This window comes from Aurantibacter sp. UH7 (genome assembly GCF_056839165.1).
This window is the reverse complement of record NZ_CM166388.1, coordinates 2,143,214-2,162,010: the sequence shown is the minus strand read 5'-3', so window position 1 is coordinate 2,162,010 and position 18,797 is coordinate 2,143,214. Positions and strand designations below refer to the sequence as shown.

Here is an 18,797-nt window from a genome sequence, read left to right as displayed (position 1 = left end):
AATTATGTGCGATACCCACGATAAAACACCATATAAAGGTCTTCAACATGAAGGTCATGATTTAGAACATAAAACTTGGAGCAGACGTTCATTCTTACAAGCTTTAGGAATTGCTGGTTCTGGATCTATGATGCTAGGCAGCAATATGCTAACAGCCTCAGCTCCATCACCTCTTACGCAAGCAATTGCGCAAGCAGAAACTGATAAAATATTAATTCTTATTCGTCTTTCTGGTGGTAATGATGGTCTAAGCACTGTGCTACCCATAGAACAATACGATGCCTATGCAAATGCACGACCGAATATTTATATTCCAGAAAGTAAAATTTTGAAATTGACCGATGAATTTGGTGTGCCAACATACATGAAATCTTTAGAACCAATGTGGGGTGAAGGTTCATTTAAAGCAGTACATGGTGTTGGTTATGAAAGTCAAAGTCTTTCTCACTTTACTGGTTCCGATATTTTTGCAAATACAGATTTAACTTCTACCGGTTTTTCAGGTTTAAATACTGGTTGGATGGGACGACATTTTGAAAACATCTATCCAGATTATTTAATGAACCCTCCCGTTGCTCCAGCAGCAGTACAGATTGGAAATTTTGGAAGTTTAGTTTTTCAAGGTGAAGAAACAAATTACGCATTTGTTGCTTCTAACATAGATCAGTTAGAAGAAATTGCCGAAACAGGCTTACAGTACAATCTAGACCCAAGTCTTTTCGATGATTGTATGTACGGTGACCAACTTGAGTTTTTAAGAGGAGTTGCTAATGTAACTTATGAATACTCAGGTGCTATTCATGAAGCCTATGAAAGAGGTCAGAACCAAGTTGAATATCAAGATAATTATTTTGCACGTCAATTAGCTTTATTAGCGCGATTGATAAAAGGCAATTTAGGAACAAAAGTTTATATGATTACTCTAGGAGGATTTGACACGCACGGAAATCAACCTTTAGCTCATGAAAGATTAATGTCTTACTTATCAATAGCTATTGATAATTTTTATGACGATTTAGGTTTCACACAACAAGATGACAAAGTATTAAGTATGACTTTCTCAGAATTTGGAAGACGTATTTTCGAAAATGGTTCTAACGGTACTGATCATGGAAAAGCAGCACCTACCCTATTTTTTGGGTCAGGACTTAACGGAAGTGCATTTGTTGGAGAACATCCAACTTTAGACGATCCCGATGGCCGTGGCAACTTAGAATACACAATGGACTTTAGAGACCTCTATGCCACAGTAATGGCAGAATGGTTATGTATTCCCGTCCCATTAGTAGAAGAACATTTATTAGACCACCCTTATGCTCCTGTTAATTTAGGCTTTAATTGTAGTGGTGTTGATTTTCCTGAAATTGCATACAGCGATGGTGAACCAACCATTCCCATGGCTGAGGGCGAGAACGGTGAACCAGAAAATCCTACTCCTTATGATCCAAGTTTATTAGAAACCATTGTTCATAAACCATTTTACCCTACTAATAATGCACCGCATATTTATCTAGAAATGCCTTTTAGTGCACATGTAGATATTCAGCTGTACAATATTTTAGGTCAAAATATGGGAACAGTATTTAATGAGATGATGTTTGAAGGATCTAGAGAAATTAACATTAGAGAAAATATGGCTAAGCAATTAGCTACTGGAAAATACATATACAGAATTCAAGTACAAAACCATAAGATGAGTAAATCTGTTATGGTAGCCTAGCTTTTCGTCCCCACAACGTGCAAAGGCCTTCAATTTCTTTCTAAAAGTTACTTGGAGGCTTTGCTTATTTAAGCAACCATATATTTTCTTCAAATCATGAACAATAATTAATTTTTATTTTATTTCAGTTAAATCCAACAAATTGACTGAAGGCTCTCAACATTAAAAATCTTATTTTTGCAGGCTAATTCAATTATGATGTCTGAATTTTCTAGGTATACTATTACTGCTGCATTACCGTACACTAATGGCCCCATTCATATCGGTCATTTAGCTGGTGTTTATGTGCCAGCTGATATTTATGCGCGCTACTTAAGATTAACTGGTAAAGACGTGCTTTTTGTATGTGGTAGTGATGAACATGGCGCGGCAATACCCATGAAGGCAAAAAAAGAAGGTGTATCTCCACAAGAAATTATAGATAAGTATCATGGTATAATTAAGAATTCTTTTAATGAATTTGGAATTACATTCGATAACTACTCTAGAACTTCATTGCCCGTTCACCATAAAACGGCATCAGATTTTTTTCAGAAACTCTATGATCAAGGTGATTTTATAGAAGAAATTACCGCACAACTTTTCGATGAAGAAGCGCAACAATTTTTAGCAGATCGCTTTGTAGTAGGCACCTGTCCAAAATGTGGCCATGAGGAAGCTTATGGAGATCAATGTGAAAATTGTGGATCATCATTAAACGCAACAGATTTAATAAATCCGAAATCTACTATTTCGGGAACAGTACCCACTACTAAAGAAACAAAACACTGGTTTCTTCCTTTAAACCGATATGAAGATTTTCTTAGAAAATGGATTCTTGAAGGACACAAAAACGATTGGAAGCCAAATGTATATGGGCAATGTAAAAGTTGGATTGATGGTGGTTTAGAACCCAGAGCAGTAACCAGAGATTTAGATTGGGGAATACCAGTACCGGTTGAAGGTGGTGAGGGCAAAGTATTATATGTTTGGTTTGATGCTCCTATAGGTTACATTTCTTCTTCCAAAGAATGGGCCGAACGTGAAGGGAAAGATTGGGAGCCTTACTGGAAAGCAGACGACACCAAACTTGTTCATTTCATAGGAAAAGATAATATTGTTTTTCACTGCATAATATTCCCAGCCATTCTTAAAGCTCATGGCGATTTTATTCTACCTGAAAATGTACCTGCAAATGAATTTTTGAATCTTGAAGGCAATAAACTTTCTACTTCAAAAAATTGGGCGGTTTGGCTTCATGAATATTTGGTAGATTTCCCTGACATGCAAGATGTATTGCGATACACCTTAACAGCAAATGCTCCGGAGTCTAAGGATAACGATTTTACATGGAAAGATTTTCAAACTAGAAACAACAGCGAGCTAGTTGCGATTTTTGGCAACTTTATCAACCGAGTGGTAGTTTTAACTAATAAATACTATGATGGGCAAGTGCCTCTTGCAGGAGATTTTTCAGAAGTTGATTCTGAAACATTAGAGCAACTTCGTAAATATCCTGACATTATATCCAATTCTTTAGAACGCTATCGTTTTAGAGAAGCCAGTCAAGAATTAATGAATCTTGCACGTTTAGGCAATAAATATCTTGCTGATGAAGAACCTTGGAAGGTTATCAAGGTAGATGAAGAACGAACAAAAACCATCATGTTTGTTGCGCTTCAAATCGCAACCGCACTTTCAGTATTGAGTGAACCATTTTTACCGTTTACCTCAGAAAAACTTAAAAATATGTTGGCCGTCAGGTCGAGCGTACTCGAGACTTCTTGGACTGATGTTTCAACAAAAGAAACACTACTTCCGTCAGGTCATCAAATAAACAAAGGGGAATTGCTCTTTAGAAAAATTGAAGACAAAGAAATTCAAGCCCAATTAGATAAATTAGAAGCTACGAAAAAAGCTAACGAAAACGCAAACAAAGAACTCATGCCACAAAAAGACACCATTACTTTTGACGATTTTACAAAGCTAGACATGCGTGTTGGAACTATTGTGGAAGCTGAAAAAATGGCAAAAGCCAAAAAATTACTTGTACTAAAAGTTGACACAGGACTAGACACACGTACTATTGTTTCTGGTATTGCAGAAAGTTTTACTCCAGAAGAAATTGTTGGCAAAAAAGTAACGGTTTTAATCAACCTAGCTCCACGAGCATTACGCGGCGTAGAAAGTGAGGGTATGATTTTAATGACTGAAAATGCAGAGGGCAAATTAATTTTCGTTAACCCAGATGAAGATGGCGTTGGTAATGGGGAAGGAATTAATTAAGAAATTTCGTTAGAATTCCTATGAACCTCATCCCTTTTATCAGCAAACACACCCAACTCCCTGAAAAGGGTATAAAAAATACAGTCGAACTATTAGATCAAGACTGTACTTTACCATTTATTTCGCGTTATAGAAAAGAGGCTACTGGTGGTTTAGATGAAGTGCAGGTTGGTTCCATTATTCAATTTAAAGCGCAGTTTGAGGCACTTGAAAAACGAAAATCTGCGGTCTTAAAGGCTATTGAAGAACAAGAAGCGTTAACTGATGAACTTCGCCAAAAAATTAATAACTCAGACGATTTAGTCGATCTAGAAGACCTCTACCTTCCATTTAAAAAGAAACGAAAGACCAAAGCCGAGACTGCTCGAAAGAACGGATTAGAACCTTTGGCAAAAATTATCATGGCTCAGAATCATAATGAGATTGATTATGTTGCTTCTCAGTATTTAAATGATCAAGTTAAAAATGAAAACGAAGCATTCGAAGGGGCTCGCCATATAATTGCTGAATGGCTAAACGAACGTATTTCTATTCGGAATCAAATTCGGAATCAACTTGAACGGACTTCCATGCTTACCACTAAAGTAATCGGCACAAAAAAAGACGATGAGAAAGCCCAAAAATTTAGAGATTATTTTGATTGGAGCGAAGCTTTAAAACGTTGTCCTTCACATCGATTGTTAGCAATTTTACGAGCAGAAAACGAAGGTTTTATCCGAGTTAAAATTGAAATTGATGACAAATACATCCTTTCAAAAATTGCAGACCGTATTATTAAATCTAATAATTCTTGTACTGCACATGTTCAATTAGCACTGGAAGATTCATATAAAAGATTACTCTTTCCTTCCTTATCGAATGAAATATTAAAATTAGCGAAAGAGAAAGCAGATGATGAGGCTATTAGTGTTTTTTCAAAAAATTTAAAGCAACTTCTATTGGGCGCTCCGTTGGGAGAAAAGCGAATCTTAGCTATCGACCCTGGTTTTAGAACAGGCTGTAAAATTGTTTGTCTAAGCGCCCAAGGTGAATTAAAACACAACGAAACTATTTATCCGCATGCGCCACAAAACAAAGGCTCTGAAGCCATGAAGAAAATTAGTTCTTTGTGTGATGCCTATAAAATTGAAGCCATAGCTATAGGTAATGGTACCGCTTCAAGAGAAACAGAGCAATTGGTGAAGCGAATTCATTTTAAGAATTCACCTGAAGTTTTTGTAGTTAGCGAGGCAGGAGCTTCGATATATTCAGCTTCTAAAATTGCGCGTGACGAATTCCCTAATTATGATGTTACGGTAAGAGGTTCAGTTTCTATTGGAAGAAGACTTGCTGACCCGTTGGCTGAGCTCGTAAAAATAGATGCAAAATCAATTGGTGTAGGGCAATACCAACACGATGTAGATCAAAGTAAGTTGCAAACTTCTTTAGATGGCGTTGTTGAAAGTTGTGTTAATTCAGTCGGAGTAAATATCAACACCGCTAGTGTTCCTTTGTTAAGTTATGTATCAGGCATTGGCTCAAAACTAGCAGAAAATATAGTTGCGTATCGCAATGAAAATGGCGCATTCACGGATAGATCTACTATCAAAAAAGTCGCTCGATTAGGTGGTAAAGCTTTTGAACAAGGCGCAGGTTTTCTTCGGATAAAAGATGGAAAAAATCCGTTGGACGATTCTTCTGTACATCCAGAAAGTTACGGTGTTGTAAAACAAATGGCCAAAGACAAAGGAGTAGTAATTTCTGATTTAATCGGAAATAAAAGTCAGCTTGAAAAAATCGATATTAAAAAATACTGCACGGAAACCATTGGCCTACCTACCCTCAAAGACATCATTGATGAACTTGAAAAACCCGGACTCGACCGACGTGAAAAAGCTAAAGTTTTCACTTTTGACCAAAATGTACGCAGCATCTCAGATTTAAGAGACGGACAATTATTACCTGGTATTGTAAACAACATTACCAATTTTGGATGTTTTGTAGATATCGGCATAAAAGAAAGTGGGCTGATACATGTCTCAAATCTCTCTGATTCTTTTGTGAAAGATGTAAATGAACATGTACATCTCAATCAGCAAATAATTGTAAAAGTATTGTCGATTGATATTCCTAGAAAACGAATTCAACTGGCTTTGCATAAATCCTAAAAAAATATAATAGCTTAGCCTCTAGTTGAATTTTTCGTATTTTTCATACAATTGCAACATTATCATCATAATTTATGAAACATAAATTTCCACTACTATTAACAATTATAATGCTCTTTATTCTTAATTCTTGCAAGGAAATTAAGAAGGATAAACAAGAAATAATTGTAGAAAAAGATATCGAAGAAATAGATTCGAGAATCAAATTAATTTTTGATACTGATGCCAATAACGAATTAGACGACCAATTTGCAATTGCCTATATGCTATTGAACGGTGATACTTTTGATGTTAAGGGAATAACTGTTAATGCCACAAGAAACGACACTGATATTCAGGGTCATTATGACGAAGCAGAGCGCGTAATGCAACTGTGTAACTTAAAAGATTCGCTTCCGTTATTAAAAGGTGCCGAAGGTAATTTCAAAGATATTACAGCTAATTTTAACCCCGATAATTATGATGGTAAAGTTGGCGTGGATTTTATTTTAGAAGAAACAAAAAAAGAAGATGTAATTATTGTCGCTGTTGGAAAACTTACAAATATTGCATTGGCCATAAAGAAAGATTCAACTTTTGTTGACCGTACAAAAATTGTTTGGTTGGGCAGTAATTATCCGGAGCCTGGAGAATATAATCAGGACAATGACACCATTGCGATGAACTATGTTTTAAATAGTAAAATACCTTTTGAAATGGTAACAGTACGCTATGGAAAACCTTCCGGAACCGATGCAGTAGCCGTTAGCAAAAGTGAAGTTGATAAAAAAATGGCCGGTCTAGGACCAAAAGCGATTGCACCCATCACTGGAAGACATGGTGGCACCTTTGATAATTTTGGCGATTATGCCGCAAATCTCTTTGAACATATTTTTGAACATTTTGGAACAGACAAGGTCACCCCATCACGACCACTGTTTGATATGGTGGCGCTTTCGGTTTTAAAAAATGCTTCCTGGGGAGAAACTAAAAGCATTCCATGTCCAATTTTAATAGATAACCAATGGATTGAACGACCTAATAACAACCGAAAAATTACCATATGGGAAAATTTCGATCGCGATGCCGTTATTGCTGATTTTTACGAAACAATGAACAATCCGAAGTACGTTTCTGTAAAATAAATCTTTTACTATATTACTCTCATGAAATTTTATCATAGCATTTCTTATGAATAAACTGATAACTTTATTAATGGTGTTAGCATTTACAAACATCATTGCCCAAGATTCAATTACTAATAACGAAGAAAAACGTTGGCAACTTTTTAAATACGATGTTGGCAATATGTTTACGAGTGTAGGCCATTCTTATATTCAACCACTTAAATGGAAGGGAAAACAATGGGCTCAATTTGGAGGTGTATTAGCTGGCACCGGCGCACTTTATTTAGTGGATGATGAAACTTCAGAATTTATAAAATCTAACAGAGCAAGCGTACCGCCAATTATTAGGGAATATGGGGAATTTTATGGGAGTCCTGAAAACAATTACATGGTTACATCAGGCGTATACTTAGTAGGGTTAATTACTAAAAATGAGAAACTGAGAAGAACAGGGGTTCTACTTATTGCATCCGCAACTTCAACTGGATTATTACAACAAGTAATGAAATCTCTTGTGGGTAGAGCAAGGCCAGTAGCTGGCTTAGGCAAAGACACCTTTGCCCCATTCGAAAGGGACAGAAATTATCATTCATTTCCTTCTGGGCATGCACTTTTGGCTTTTACTAACGCCTATGCCATAGGCAAACAATTTAAAAGTCCATGGGCAAAAGCTGGCATTTACACTTTAGGTGCTATTCCTGGAATATCTCGACTTTGGGATAATCAGCACTGGGTAAGCGATGTGGTTTTTGCTTTTGCAATAAGTATTGCCACTGTAGAATGTATCGATCGTTATCTCGATAGAAAGTATGATCAAAAATATAATTCGCTATCTAAAAAGACGAGTTGGAATCTCAATTTTGGACCTGGAACGCTCGGTGTTTCAATGCAATTTTAAAAACTTCTCACATTTTTGAATTATCAATTTTCTTAAGAAACTTACAAGGATTTCCAACTGCAACTACATTTTCTGGTATATCATTTACCACAACACTTCCTGATCCAATTACCGAATTATCGCCAATAGTAACTCCAGGATTTATTATAACACCTCCACCAATCCAAACATTATCCCCAATATGAATTGGTTCCGCCGTCTCTATTCCAGAATTTCTTGCTGCGAATTCCAAAGGATGTGTAGAAGTTAATAATTTTACGCCTGGCGCCATCATTACATTTTTTCCAATATGTACAGGAGCCGCATCTAATATGACGCAACCAAAATTAGCATAAGCATTTTCTCCCCAATGAATATTATATCCGTAATCACAGAGAAATGGATTTTCTATATAAAATCGTCCACCAGTACTTCCTAAAAGTTCCTTAAAAACATGTCTTCGTTGTTTTTCCTTATCCATTGGAATTTCAGCAATTTTTCTGGTCAATTTACGAGCACGTAATCTTCCAGAAATCAACTCTTTATCTAATGGGTCATAAGGTAAACTCTGAATCATTTTTTCCTTTTCAGTCATAAATATTCCATTTTAACAAACCTATATTTGAAGAATTAACAATTTATGAATGCACCACTTTTTGTACAGCACTGTTAATATTACAAAAATTATAGTTCTCTGTTTTAACCAAGGTGAAAGTGAAAATCATCATTAATAAAAAATATTAAAACATGTTTCATCCAAAATATCTTCAAATTAGTTAATTTAAACCTCTTAAAACCAAGCTAATTATGAAAAAAATCCTCTTTTTATTTCTATTATTTTCTACAGCCAATTTTTATGCCCAACAAAAAACCACGCTTGAAGTTACTACACCTGCAGAAGCGAATATATCTCAGGAGCGTATTGATCGAATAGATGCAATGCTTAAAAGTGCTGTTATCCAAAATCAAGTACCTGGCGTTGTCGCATTAATAGCTAGAAATGGAAAAATAGTTTATCATAAAGCTTATGGCACTTCGAATGAAAAAGGAGACAAACTTGAAAAGAATACAATTTTTAGAATAGCTTCACAATCAAAAGCAATTACCTCCACAGCTGTGATGATGCTTTGGGAAGAAGGTAAATTTAAATTAGACGATCCCATTTCAAAATATATTCCTGAATTTGGTGAAGCTCAAATTCTAGACTCATTTAATGACGCAGACGGCAGCTATACTACCAAACCAGCGGAGAACCAAATAACAATCAGACATCTTCTAACGCACACTTCAGGATTGGGTTATGGTGTAATCGATGGTGACAAACGCTTTCAAGCTATCTACAAAAAAGCTGGAATTACAGACCTTTTTACAACTGAAAACATAACAATTGAAGAAAGCGTTAAAAAACTTGCAAAACTACCTTTACATCATGACCCAGGTACGGCTTATGTTTATAGCGAAGGATTAGATGTTTTAGGATATTTTATAGAAGTTATTTCAGGAATGCCTTTTGAAGAATTTCTGCGAACAAAAATCTTCGATCCTTTAGGAATGGATGACACATGGTTCTATTTACCAAAAGACAAACATGATAGATTGGTTAATATTCAATTTAAAAAAGATGGAAAGTGGAAAAATTTTCCAACAACTTTTTACAATCCTGATTACCCTAAAAAAGGAGCCAAAAGCTTTTTCTCTGGCGGCGCCGGACTCTCAAGTACCGCTAAAGATTATGCCACTTTTTTACAGATGTATTTAAATAAGGGAGAATTAAATGGGACTAGAATTTTAAGTAGAACTACCGTACAAAGTATTATGAGTAATCAATCTGGCGATTTATTTGGCGGCGATGCCAAAGATTATGGCTTGGCTTTTGGCCTAATTACAAAACGCGGACAAGATTTAGGCGGCTTGGGTAGCGAAGGCACTTTTGACTGGGGCGGCTATTTTAACACTCAATATTTTGCAGACCCCAAAGAAAATATAATTGGAATTTTAATGAAACAAATACGTGACACGCCAGGTGATGAAACAGGTTGGAAATTTCGTCAAATGATATTTACAACAATTGATGATTAAAAAATGTTGACCTTGTTCATGCGGTTTCATTAACTTTGAACAACACTTAATCATTAAAAAATTCATTATGAAAAATTTTGCAATAATAGCCTTTCTGGCGATATTCTCAACTTCTGCTATCGGCCAAAAATTAAAGGTCGAAGATGGTAATCTTAAAAATTTAAAAGACATTAAAGTCTACTCCATGGAATTCGATTATACGGATGTACAAATTCCGAAATTCGATAATGAAGAAGATTTTTTGAAAGACAAAATGGATAAGCGCGAAAAAAAGAAAGCTGGTGATGGTGAACGTTTTAAAAAATCATGGTTCGATGATCGCCCAAATAGATACCATCCTAAATTTATTGAATCTTTTAATAAACGTTTCGATGATTCTGTGGTAAAGGTCCAAGAAGAGGGAGCTGATTACACAATGCTAGTGCATACCACAAAATTATATCCTGGTTACAACGTGGGCATTGTTAGACACAATGCCGAGATTGATGCTACCATTACAATCTATGAAACAGGTAACCCTTCGAATGTATTATTTTCTGGTAGTTACAAAGACGCACAGGGTGCAGGTGCTATGGGTAATGACTATGATTCTGGATATCGCATCTCTGAATGTTATGCAAAATTAGCCAAGACTTTTGCTAAAGACATAAAGAAAAAAGCGTTGTAATATTGTTCAATTCTTTTTTAATAAATTTCTTTAAATCCCAATTTCCGAAATACTGGATTTTGGGGTTTTTCTATTTGGGTGTTTTTCAAAAATGAATTAGATTGCAACCCCACTAATTCTAAGTACCATGACCAAGCACATCTACTTTTTATTAGCGCTTATCATATCGTATTCAAGTTTCTCTCAAAAATTTGAAACGGATAAAGGAGCTCTAGAAAATCTTGCCGAAATCAATCAATACAAAATTGTTTTTGAATACCCCGAAAACTTAGAAATACATAAATACGGTTCTGAAGAAGATTATCTTAAAGCCCAAGTAGCAAAAAGAGAAAAAAAAGAATCTGGCTCAGGTGAAGAATTTCGAACTTTATGGTTCCAAAATAGAGCAAACAGATACGAACCTACTTTTATAACAGAGTTCAACAACTTTATGTTAGCCGATCGTCATGTAACTGTTTCAAAACATTACCGTGAGGCACAACATCTTATGATTGTTAAGGTTCATTTTATTCATCCTGGCAAAAACATAGTACTTTGGCATCAAAAAGCCGAATTAGAAGTAACCTTTGAAATCTACAATACTAGCGATTTAGACAACCCTATCTATGCTACTAAACCATTACAAATTCATGGCATAGCCGATGGTGACGAATTTGAAAAAGTAACTACAGCTTATGGTGAACTTGGAAGATGGTCAGCAAAATTCTTCTGTAGAAAAACTTAATATTAACTTCTACTATTCTCTTTTTCTAAATCCGTAATGTGTGCCACAGTTTTAACCAAACGCGCATGATTTTTTACAAACGGATTGCTTTTATCCCAAACATAGCCTGCTAAAACAGCGCAAATTTGACTTTTAATAACAGGGTTTTCAGACTCACTAAAGAATATTTTCTGAAGATTTCCAGTATACCATTCCTTTACATAAGTACCAAAAACATTAACGCCTTCTAAAATGTACTGAGTATAATCTACCTCCCAATCTACCGACTTACCTCTTAATTCCTTTGCGATTAATTGCGCACCTAAATGAGCAGATTCTGTTGCAAAAGTTACGCCCGACGAAAAAACAGGGTCTAAAAATTCAGCACTATTACCGGTTAACACATACCCTTTACCATAAAGTTGCTTTACCGACTTAGCTACATTTTTAATCATTCTAGGTTCAAATTCATAAGGCAAACCATCAAATCGATTTACATAATAATCAGAAAGCTTCATCATCTCACGAAGCCTTTCTTCCGTTGTACCCTCAAAAGATTCTAAATATTCAGTTGGCCCAACATAACCAATACTTGTAATTCCGTTAGAAAATGGAATTACCCATAACCAAGTAGACTGACTAACAATATCAAAAGTGATACGATTACCGTCCCAACCCTCAGGCCTGTTAACATCTTTTACATGGGTGAAAATTGATGAATGTTTACCTATATCCGAAGGTTTATCCAAATCGAGCAGCCTTGGCAAAACCCTGCCAAAACCACTTGAATCTATAATATATTTTGCGGTAACAATGGTTTCGTTGCCATCTAAATCTTTAATTGTTGTATGTGAAACATCATCAACAAACTCAACACCTATAACTTCTTTTTCAAAATCAATATCAACTCCTCTACTTTGCAGCTCGTCTGTTAATGCTTTATCAAATTCGGCTCTAGGCACCTGATATGTCCAATCCCAACCTTTCGTATGCTTCTTACTAAAATCAAATTCGCACACAATAGGTCCTTGCATAAAACGAGCTCCTTTTTTAATTTCAAAATTCTTTTTCTTAATACAATCAAGTAAACCTACTGCGTCAAAATGATCCATACAGCGCGGAATTAAACTTTCACCAATAACAAATCTTGGAAACCTATTTTTTTCTACTACTTTTATTGAAAATCCCTCATTATGCAGGTACGCTGCTGCAACAGCACCAGAAGGTCCTGCACCAATTATTAAAACGTCGATATTTTTAGACATGTTTATATTTAAAAGATAAGCTTCGTCAATCCGTCAATTATCTTAAATTTGTCGATTGATTTACTTTATTTTTCATGACTAAGGTATTGCATATACCTGATAGAATCAACCAATAGATGCCACAAATTAAAGGAAAGTTAGAAATAGCAGATTTTTACAGTATTATTTTTGATGAGGAAGAAATTTCCGTTGACGACCAAGTAATACAAACAGTACAAGAAAGTTTTGACTTCTTAAAGGAATTTTCAAAAAACAAAATCATCTACGGTGTCAATACAGGTTTCGGGCCAATGGCACAATACAAGATAAAAGATTCGCAGACCATTCAACTGCAATATAATCTTATTAGAAGTCATGCTTCTGGTTCTGGAAACCCCATTGCTCCAAAATATGTGAAAGCAGCAATGCTGGCAAGACTAAATACACTCAGCCTTGGAAACTCTGGTGTTCACCCATCCGTTATTGAAGTAATGACCTTGCTCATTAATAAAAACATTACACCACTTATTTACGAACATGGCGGAGTTGGCGCTAGTGGTGATTTAGTACAATTAGCGCATTTAGCATTAGTTTTAATTGGTGAAGGTGAAGTTTTCTACAAAGGCCTAAGAAGACCTACGAAAGAAGTTTTCGAAATAGAAGCAATTACACCTATAGAAGTGAAATTACGTGAAGGCCTTGGCTTAATAAACGGAACTTCTGTAATGACTGGAGTAGGTATTGTAAATGCAATCTACACTCGTCGATTACTTGAATGGGTAATAAGCTGTTCTTCTGCAATTAACGAAATTGTACAGGCGTATGACGACCACCTTTCTTCTGACTTGAACGAAACAAAAAGACATCATGGTCAGCGAGAAATAGCTCGTTCTATGCGTAGTCACTTAAAAGACAGTTCACTTACCAGAAAACGTGAACATCACTTATACACCGATACAAATGGTAACGTTTCTGTTTTTGAAGAAAAGGTTCAAGAATACTATTCGTTACGTTGTGTTCCACAGATTTTAGGCCCTGTTCTAGATACTTTAAACGCAGTAGAACATGTTTTAATTGAAGAAGTGAATTCTGCAAATGACAACCCTATTGTTAATGTTGCCAAAAAGAATGTATATCACGGAGGCAATTTTCATGGTGACTACATTTCTTTGGAAATGGACAAGCTAAAAATAGTTGTTGCTAAAATGAGTATGCTAGCCGAAAGACAACTTAACTACCTACTAAACTCAAAATTAAATGACATACTCCCTCCATTTGTAAACCTGGGAACTTTAGGTTTAAACTTTGGCATGCAAGGAGTCCAATTTACAGCAACTTCTACTACTGCTGAAAACCAAATGCTATCCAACCCAATGTATGTACATAGTATCCCTAATAATAATGACAATCAAGATATTGTTAGCATGGGTACAAATGCTGCGCTTATAACAAAAAAAGTTATTGAGAATGCATTTGAAGTTGTTGCTATTGAAATGATTACAGTCGTACAAGCAATTGAATATTTACAAGTACAAGATGTAGTGTCTACCAAGACAAAAAACATGTACGATGCTGTTCGAAAAATTGTACCTGCCTTTAAAGAAGACACAATTATGTACCCTTATGTTAACCAAGTGAAGGATTACATCACTAATCATAAGAACAACTAAAATAAAATATTATGAAAACGAAATTTATTTCCATTCTGTGTTTACTAATAAGTATTAGCATTTCTCGTGCACAAGAAATCTCTTTAGTCTTTGAGGACGGAAAGGTTGCTTACATAGACACTTCCGGTAAAACTGTTTTACAAACTGAATTCAAAAAAGCTGGCAGTTTTTCTAACGGACTAGCTGAAGCCTTAGAAGGCAAAAAATGGGGTTTTATAGATTTAACTGGTAAATGGGCTATTCAACCTGAATACGACAGAGTTAATGCTTTTAATTCAGGCCTAGCATTGGTTTTGAAAGATGACTCTTGGCAATACATTAATACTTCTGGTGAAGCACTTGAAGTTGAAGAAACAGAAAAATATTACGATTTTAAAGATGGTGTTGCGCTATTTAAAAAAGGTGAACAAGTAGGTTTATTAGGCACTGATGGAAAGTTTGTCTTAGAACCAAAATTTGAAACAATCAAAAAGTTTTGGGATGGTCATGCGAAATACAAAAAAGGAGAACTCTGGGGACTAATAAACACCAAAGGTGAAATTGTTGTACCTGCAGAATATGATGCTGTAGGAGCGTTTAGCGAAAATGGTATTTGGGCAAAAAAAGGTACAGAAATTGGCGTCTTGGCTGATGGCAATTATACTGCAATACCAGGAGCAACAAAAATTTGGGATTTTACTTCAGACTCAAAACTAACCTACGCTAAAAAAGGTGAACACATAGGGTTTGTAAACAACAAAGGCGAATGGGTTATCGAACCTAGTTTCGAAAAGGTAAGAGGTTTTTCAAACGGATTAGCACCTGTAATGCAAAACAAAAAATGGGGTTACATAAATGAGAAGGGTGAAATTGTAATTGACTGCCAATATAAAGATGCAGAGACTTTCTCTGCCGATGGTCTTGCACCTGTAAAGGAAAAATTATGGGGATTTGTCGACAAATCTGGAAAATTAGTTATTCCAATGGAATATGATATTTCAGCAGGTTTTTCTTTTCTACAAAAGAATGCCCTTAAAGGATTCAACAATGGTCTAGCTAGAGTGAAAACGAAAAAAGGTTGGGGTTTTATAAACACTAAGGGTGAACTACTAGGTGATAAGTGGTATAAAAATGCTGAAAATTTCGCACCGGCTAAATAGCCTTTTTAAGTATGAAAGAAAAGAAAGCAGAAAAAGATAAATACGCCTTAGTTACTGGTGGTTCACGTGGCATAGGTCGTGCCGTTTGTATTCAATTAGCAAAAGATTTAGACTACAAACTAATAATCAACTACAATAGCAACAAGGATGCAGCAGAAGAAACTTTAAAACTTGTTGAAGAAGCCGGTGGTACTGGAGTACTAATGCAATTTAATGTAGTAGATACTAATGCTGTAAAGACAACTCTTGAATCTTGGTTAGAAAACAACGAGAACGCCATTATTGAAGTACTTGTAAATAATGCAGGTATCACAAAAGATGGTCTTTTTATGTGGATGCCTAAAGAAGATTGGTCTAAAGTAATAGACACCAGTCTCAACGGTTTTTACAACGTTACCAATGCCCTAATACAAAAATTACTCGTCAACAAATATGGCCGTATTATTAATATGGTTTCTGTTTCAGGTCTTAAAGGAACTCCAGGTCAGACCAATTATTCCGCTGCTAAGGGTGCAGTAATAGGCGCTACAAAAGCTCTTGCACAAGAAGTTGCCAAAAGAAACGTTACTGTAAATGCGGTTGCACCAGGTTTTATTAAAAGTGATATGACCGCAGAACTTGACGAAAAAGAATTAAAAAAAATGATTCCTGCAAATAGATTTGGAACTGCCGAAGAAGTCGCTCATTTAGTATCTTTTCTAGCATCAAATAAATCTAGTTATATTACTGGTGAAGTAATAAATATAAATGGAGGTATTTATTCTTAATTACTTTTCTTTAATTTAGTTTCAGTTCCTCAATCCTTAAAAATAATGAAGAGAGTTGTTATAACAGGCATGGGCATTTATTCTTGCATCGGTCAAAATCTAGATGAAGTAAAAGATTCTTTATATGCCGGAAAATCGGGTATTGTTTTCGACCAAGAAAGAGCTGACTTCGGTTATAGATCACCACTTACTGGTATGGTTCCAGAACCAAATTTAAAGTCTCTTCTTTCTAGAAGACAAAGAATAAGCATGGGCCAAGAAGCGCAGTATGCGTTTATGGCTACTCATGAAGCTTTGGGAAATGCAAAAATTGACCAAGACTTTTTAGATTCAAACGAAGTCGGTATTCTATATGGTAATGATAGCACTGCTAAATCTACAGTAGAAGCGATTGACATTATTAAAGAAAAAGGCGATACTACGTTAGTTGGGTCAGGCTCGATTTTTAAGGGCATGAATTCTACAGTGACTATGAATCTCGCTACTATTTTTAAATTAAAAGGTGTGAATTTTACAATTAGTGCAGCTTGCGCCAGTGGGTCACATGCTATTGGCATGGCCTATCATTTAATTAAGAGTGGAATGCAAGATTGTATAATAGCTGGTGGTGCCCAAGAAATAAATCATTTTGCCATGGCTAGTTTTGATGGCTTAGGAGTTTTTGCTGTTAATACTGATAACCCTGAGAAAGCTTCAAGACCTTTTGATAGAGATAGAAACGGATTAATACCTAGTGGCGGTGGCGCTACTGTTATTTTAGAAAGCTACGAATCAGCAATTAAAAGAGGTGCTCCTATATTAGGAGAAGTTGTTGGATATGGTTTTTCTTCAAATGGCGAACATATTTCAACACCTAATGTGGAAGGCCCGTCTAGAGCAATGAAAAAAGCACTATTTGATGCGAATTTAGACGCTTCAAAAATTGACTATGTTAATGCCCACGCTACGTCTACTCCGGTAGGTGATGCAAATGAAGCCAAAGCTATCTTTGAAGTTTTTGGTAAAAGCAACCCTCCAGTGAGTTCAACAAAATCGATGACTGGCCATGAGTGCTGGATGGCAGGAGCTAGTGAAGTTATTTATTCTATGTTAATGATGCAGCATTCATTTGTTGCGCCAAATATCAATCTAGAAAATGTAGATGAAGATTCGGCCAAATTAAACCTCGTTCGTAAAACGGTAGAAAAAAAAATTGATGTATTTTTGTCCAATTCGTTTGGGTTTGGAGGGACAAACTCAGCGCTTATCATAAAAAAATGCTAGCCTAAAATGACCAAAGAAGTTATTGTTGAAAAGATTAACGACTTTCTTGTAGACGAATTTGAAGTTGATGAAGAAGAAATGGCACCTGAGGCAGATCTTAAAGACACCTTAGAATTAGACAGTTTAGACTTTGTTGACTTAGTAGTTGCAGTTGAAAGCAATTTTGGTGTGAAATTAGTAGGCGAAGATTTCGTCACTGTTAAAACACTACAAGACTTTTATGACTTGATTGAGCGAAAACTTGCTTAATTACCAATACCTCGTGTAAATGGCTAATGAATGGGAAGGAAAATCTAGAGGAAATCTTTTAGGGTATAAAATTTATATTTTCGTTCTTAAAACCTTTGGAGTTAATGGCGCATACGCCCTACTTCATTTCATTGTTTTATATTATTTTTTATTTTCATGGAGAGGCTCTAAAGCTATTTATCAATACTTTAGAAAAAGACTCGGGTATTCGTGGCTAAAGAGTATTGCAAGTATTTACAAAAATTACTACAAACTTGGACAAACACTTTCCGACCGTGTTACAGTTTCTACAGGCTTTAGAGATGTATTTAAATACACCCACGATGGTATCGAAAAAATAGACAACCTCTTGCAAAAAAAGCAAGGTGGTATTTTAATTAGTGGTCATGTTGGAAATTTTGAAATATCGCATTACTTTCTAGAAAACAGATACACCATAAACAAAATCAGCATGGTTACCACCGAAGCTGAACAAAAGAATATTCAAGAATATTTGGCTCAAATGAGCATGGACACTGCTTTAGAACTCATCTTAGTTAAAGACGATATGTCTCATATATTTGAAATACATGCAGCTTTAGATAAAGGTGGTTTAGTGGTGATAACTGGTGACCGTTTCTTACCAGGTACAAAATATCTAACTGAAAATTTTATGGGTGCCCCTGCAAAATTTCCTTTAGGACCTTTTCGTTTGGCCTCACGCTTAAATGTACCTGTTCTCTTCGTTTATGTAATGAAAGGAGAAAAAAGAAACTATCAACTTTATGCAAGACAGGCTGAAGCTAGAGGTAGAGATGCACAAGCACTTTTAAAAGAATATACCGAAAGCATGGAATGGGTACTTGAAAAATATCCAATTCAATGGTTTAATTATTACGATTTCTGGGAAGATTATAGCTAA

16 protein-coding genes are annotated in these 18,797 nt (G+C 35.5%); 14 read left to right on the top strand and 2 right to left on the bottom strand.

The window, feature by feature from the left end; all coding sequences use genetic code 11:
* Positions 1–4: 4 nt before the first annotated feature.
* The 5 genes from UH7x_RS09175 (at position 5) to UH7x_RS09155 (ending at position 8,136) form a co-directional block, all read left to right on the top strand.
* Complete coding sequence (locus tag UH7x_RS09175) at positions 5–1,720, top strand: DUF1501 domain-containing protein (RefSeq protein WP_482363426.1); 1,716 nt, start codon at positions 5–7, stop codon at positions 1,718–1,720.
* Positions 1,721–1,918: 198 nt separating this feature from the next.
* Positions 1,919–3,985 (top strand): methionine--tRNA ligase, encoded by a 2,067-nt coding sequence (gene metG / locus UH7x_RS09170; RefSeq protein WP_482363596.1) that lies wholly within the window; start codon positions 1,919–1,921, stop codon positions 3,983–3,985.
* A gap of 20 nt (positions 3,986–4,005) precedes the next feature.
* Positions 4,006–6,132: a Tex family protein gene (locus UH7x_RS09165; RefSeq protein WP_482363425.1), complete on the top strand. Its 2,127-nt coding sequence runs from the start codon at positions 4,006–4,008 to the stop codon at positions 6,130–6,132.
* A gap of 74 nt (positions 6,133–6,206) precedes the next feature.
* Positions 6,207–7,256, top strand: a complete 1,050-nt coding sequence (locus UH7x_RS09160) for a nucleoside hydrolase (RefSeq protein ID WP_482363424.1) — start codon at positions 6,207–6,209, stop codon at positions 7,254–7,256.
* A gap of 46 nt (positions 7,257–7,302) precedes the next feature.
* The gene (locus tag UH7x_RS09155) at positions 7,303–8,136 is read left to right on the top strand and encodes a phosphatase PAP2 family protein (protein ID WP_482363423.1); all 834 of its coding nucleotides are present in this window, start codon (positions 7,303–7,305) and stop codon (positions 8,134–8,136) included.
* A gap of 7 nt (positions 8,137–8,143) precedes the next feature.
* Here the strand turns inward: UH7x_RS09155 and UH7x_RS09150 are convergent, their stop codons facing one another.
* Positions 8,144–8,710: a sugar O-acetyltransferase gene (locus UH7x_RS09150; protein WP_482363422.1), complete on the bottom strand. Its 567-nt coding sequence runs from the start codon at positions 8,708–8,710 to the stop codon at positions 8,144–8,146.
* A gap of 212 nt (positions 8,711–8,922) precedes the next feature.
* Between UH7x_RS09150 and UH7x_RS09145 the strand changes: the two genes are divergently transcribed.
* The 3 genes from UH7x_RS09145 to UH7x_RS09135 all read left to right on the top strand — a co-directional run bounded on the left by UH7x_RS09145 (position 8,923) and on the right by UH7x_RS09135 (position 11,585).
* Positions 8,923–10,194 (top strand): serine hydrolase domain-containing protein, encoded by a 1,272-nt coding sequence (locus UH7x_RS09145; RefSeq protein ID WP_482363421.1) that lies wholly within the window; start codon positions 8,923–8,925, stop codon positions 10,192–10,194.
* 67 nt (positions 10,195–10,261) lie between these two features.
* The gene (locus UH7x_RS09140; RefSeq protein WP_482363420.1) at positions 10,262–10,861 is read left to right on the top strand and encodes a hypothetical protein; all 600 of its coding nucleotides are present in this window, start codon (positions 10,262–10,264) and stop codon (positions 10,859–10,861) included.
* A 127-nt stretch (positions 10,862–10,988) separates the two neighbouring features.
* Positions 10,989–11,585: a hypothetical protein gene (locus UH7x_RS09135; RefSeq protein WP_482363419.1), complete on the top strand. Its 597-nt coding sequence runs from the start codon at positions 10,989–10,991 to the stop codon at positions 11,583–11,585.
* Between the two features lie 2 nt (positions 11,586–11,587).
* Here the strand turns inward: UH7x_RS09135 and UH7x_RS09130 are convergent, their stop codons facing one another.
* Complete coding sequence (locus tag UH7x_RS09130; RefSeq protein ID WP_482363418.1) at positions 11,588–12,829, bottom strand: NAD(P)/FAD-dependent oxidoreductase; 1,242 nt, start codon at positions 12,827–12,829, stop codon at positions 11,588–11,590.
* A 116-nt stretch (positions 12,830–12,945) separates the two neighbouring features.
* On the opposite strand from UH7x_RS09130, the gene flxA reads away from it, so the two are divergent.
* Genes flxA through UH7x_RS09100 form a run of 6 tightly spaced genes read left to right on the top strand, consistent with a single transcriptional unit; the run spans position 12,946 to position 18,797 of the window.
* Positions 12,946–14,478: a flexirubin biosynthesis tyrosine ammonia-lyase FlxA gene (flxA, locus tag UH7x_RS09125; protein WP_482363417.1), complete on the top strand. Its 1,533-nt coding sequence runs from the start codon at positions 12,946–12,948 to the stop codon at positions 14,476–14,478.
* Between the two features lie 11 nt (positions 14,479–14,489).
* The gene (locus UH7x_RS09120) at positions 14,490–15,617 is read left to right on the top strand and encodes a WG repeat-containing protein (protein ID WP_482363416.1); all 1,128 of its coding nucleotides are present in this window, start codon (positions 14,490–14,492) and stop codon (positions 15,615–15,617) included.
* An 11-nt stretch (positions 15,618–15,628) separates the two neighbouring features.
* A complete protein-coding gene (flxB, locus tag UH7x_RS09115) occupies positions 15,629–16,384 on the top strand; it encodes a flexirubin biosynthesis SDR family reductase FlxB (protein WP_482363415.1) in 756 nt (251 codons plus the stop codon).
* Positions 16,385–16,429: 45 nt separating this feature from the next.
* Positions 16,430–17,647, top strand: a complete 1,218-nt coding sequence (locus tag UH7x_RS09110) for a beta-ketoacyl-[acyl-carrier-protein] synthase family protein (protein ID WP_482363414.1) — start codon at positions 16,430–16,432, stop codon at positions 17,645–17,647.
* 6 nt (positions 17,648–17,653) lie between these two features.
* Positions 17,654–17,896, top strand: a complete 243-nt coding sequence (locus UH7x_RS09105) for an acyl carrier protein (protein WP_482363413.1) — start codon at positions 17,654–17,656, stop codon at positions 17,894–17,896.
* 19 nt (positions 17,897–17,915) lie between these two features.
* Positions 17,916–18,797, top strand: a complete 882-nt coding sequence (locus UH7x_RS09100; protein ID WP_482363412.1) for an LpxL/LpxP family acyltransferase — start codon at positions 17,916–17,918, stop codon at positions 18,795–18,797.

What these genes read in the sequence shown, in the direction of transcription:
- UH7x_RS09175 (WP_482363426.1), top strand. Translation starts at nt 5, where the DNA reads ATGTGCGATACCCACGATAAAACACCATATAAAGGTCTTCAACATGAA.
- metG (WP_482363596.1), top strand. Translation starts at nt 1,919, where the DNA reads ATGTCTGAATTTTCTAGGTATACTATTACTGCTGCATTACCGTACACT.
- UH7x_RS09165 (WP_482363425.1), top strand. Translation starts at nt 4,006, where the DNA reads ATGAACCTCATCCCTTTTATCAGCAAACACACCCAACTCCCTGAAAAG.
- UH7x_RS09160 (WP_482363424.1), top strand. Translation starts at nt 6,207, where the DNA reads ATGAAACATAAATTTCCACTACTATTAACAATTATAATGCTCTTTATT.
- UH7x_RS09155 (WP_482363423.1), top strand. Translation starts at nt 7,303, where the DNA reads ATGAATAAACTGATAACTTTATTAATGGTGTTAGCATTTACAAACATC.
- UH7x_RS09150 (WP_482363422.1), bottom strand. Translation starts at nt 8,710, where the DNA reads ATGACTGAAAAGGAAAAAATGATTCAGAGTTTACCTTATGACCCATTA.
- UH7x_RS09145 (WP_482363421.1), top strand. Translation starts at nt 8,923, where the DNA reads ATGAAAAAAATCCTCTTTTTATTTCTATTATTTTCTACAGCCAATTTT.
- UH7x_RS09140 (WP_482363420.1), top strand. Translation starts at nt 10,262, where the DNA reads ATGAAAAATTTTGCAATAATAGCCTTTCTGGCGATATTCTCAACTTCT.
- UH7x_RS09135 (WP_482363419.1), top strand. Translation starts at nt 10,989, where the DNA reads ATGACCAAGCACATCTACTTTTTATTAGCGCTTATCATATCGTATTCA.
- UH7x_RS09130 (WP_482363418.1), bottom strand. Translation starts at nt 12,829, where the DNA reads ATGTCTAAAAATATCGACGTTTTAATAATTGGTGCAGGACCTTCTGGT.
- flxA (WP_482363417.1), top strand. Translation starts at nt 12,946, where the DNA reads ATGCCACAAATTAAAGGAAAGTTAGAAATAGCAGATTTTTACAGTATT.
- UH7x_RS09120 (WP_482363416.1), top strand. Translation starts at nt 14,490, where the DNA reads ATGAAAACGAAATTTATTTCCATTCTGTGTTTACTAATAAGTATTAGC.
- flxB (WP_482363415.1), top strand. Translation starts at nt 15,629, where the DNA reads ATGAAAGAAAAGAAAGCAGAAAAAGATAAATACGCCTTAGTTACTGGT.
- UH7x_RS09110 (WP_482363414.1), top strand. Translation starts at nt 16,430, where the DNA reads ATGAAGAGAGTTGTTATAACAGGCATGGGCATTTATTCTTGCATCGGT.
- UH7x_RS09105 (WP_482363413.1), top strand. Translation starts at nt 17,654, where the DNA reads ATGACCAAAGAAGTTATTGTTGAAAAGATTAACGACTTTCTTGTAGAC.
- UH7x_RS09100 (WP_482363412.1), top strand. Translation starts at nt 17,916, where the DNA reads ATGGCTAATGAATGGGAAGGAAAATCTAGAGGAAATCTTTTAGGGTAT.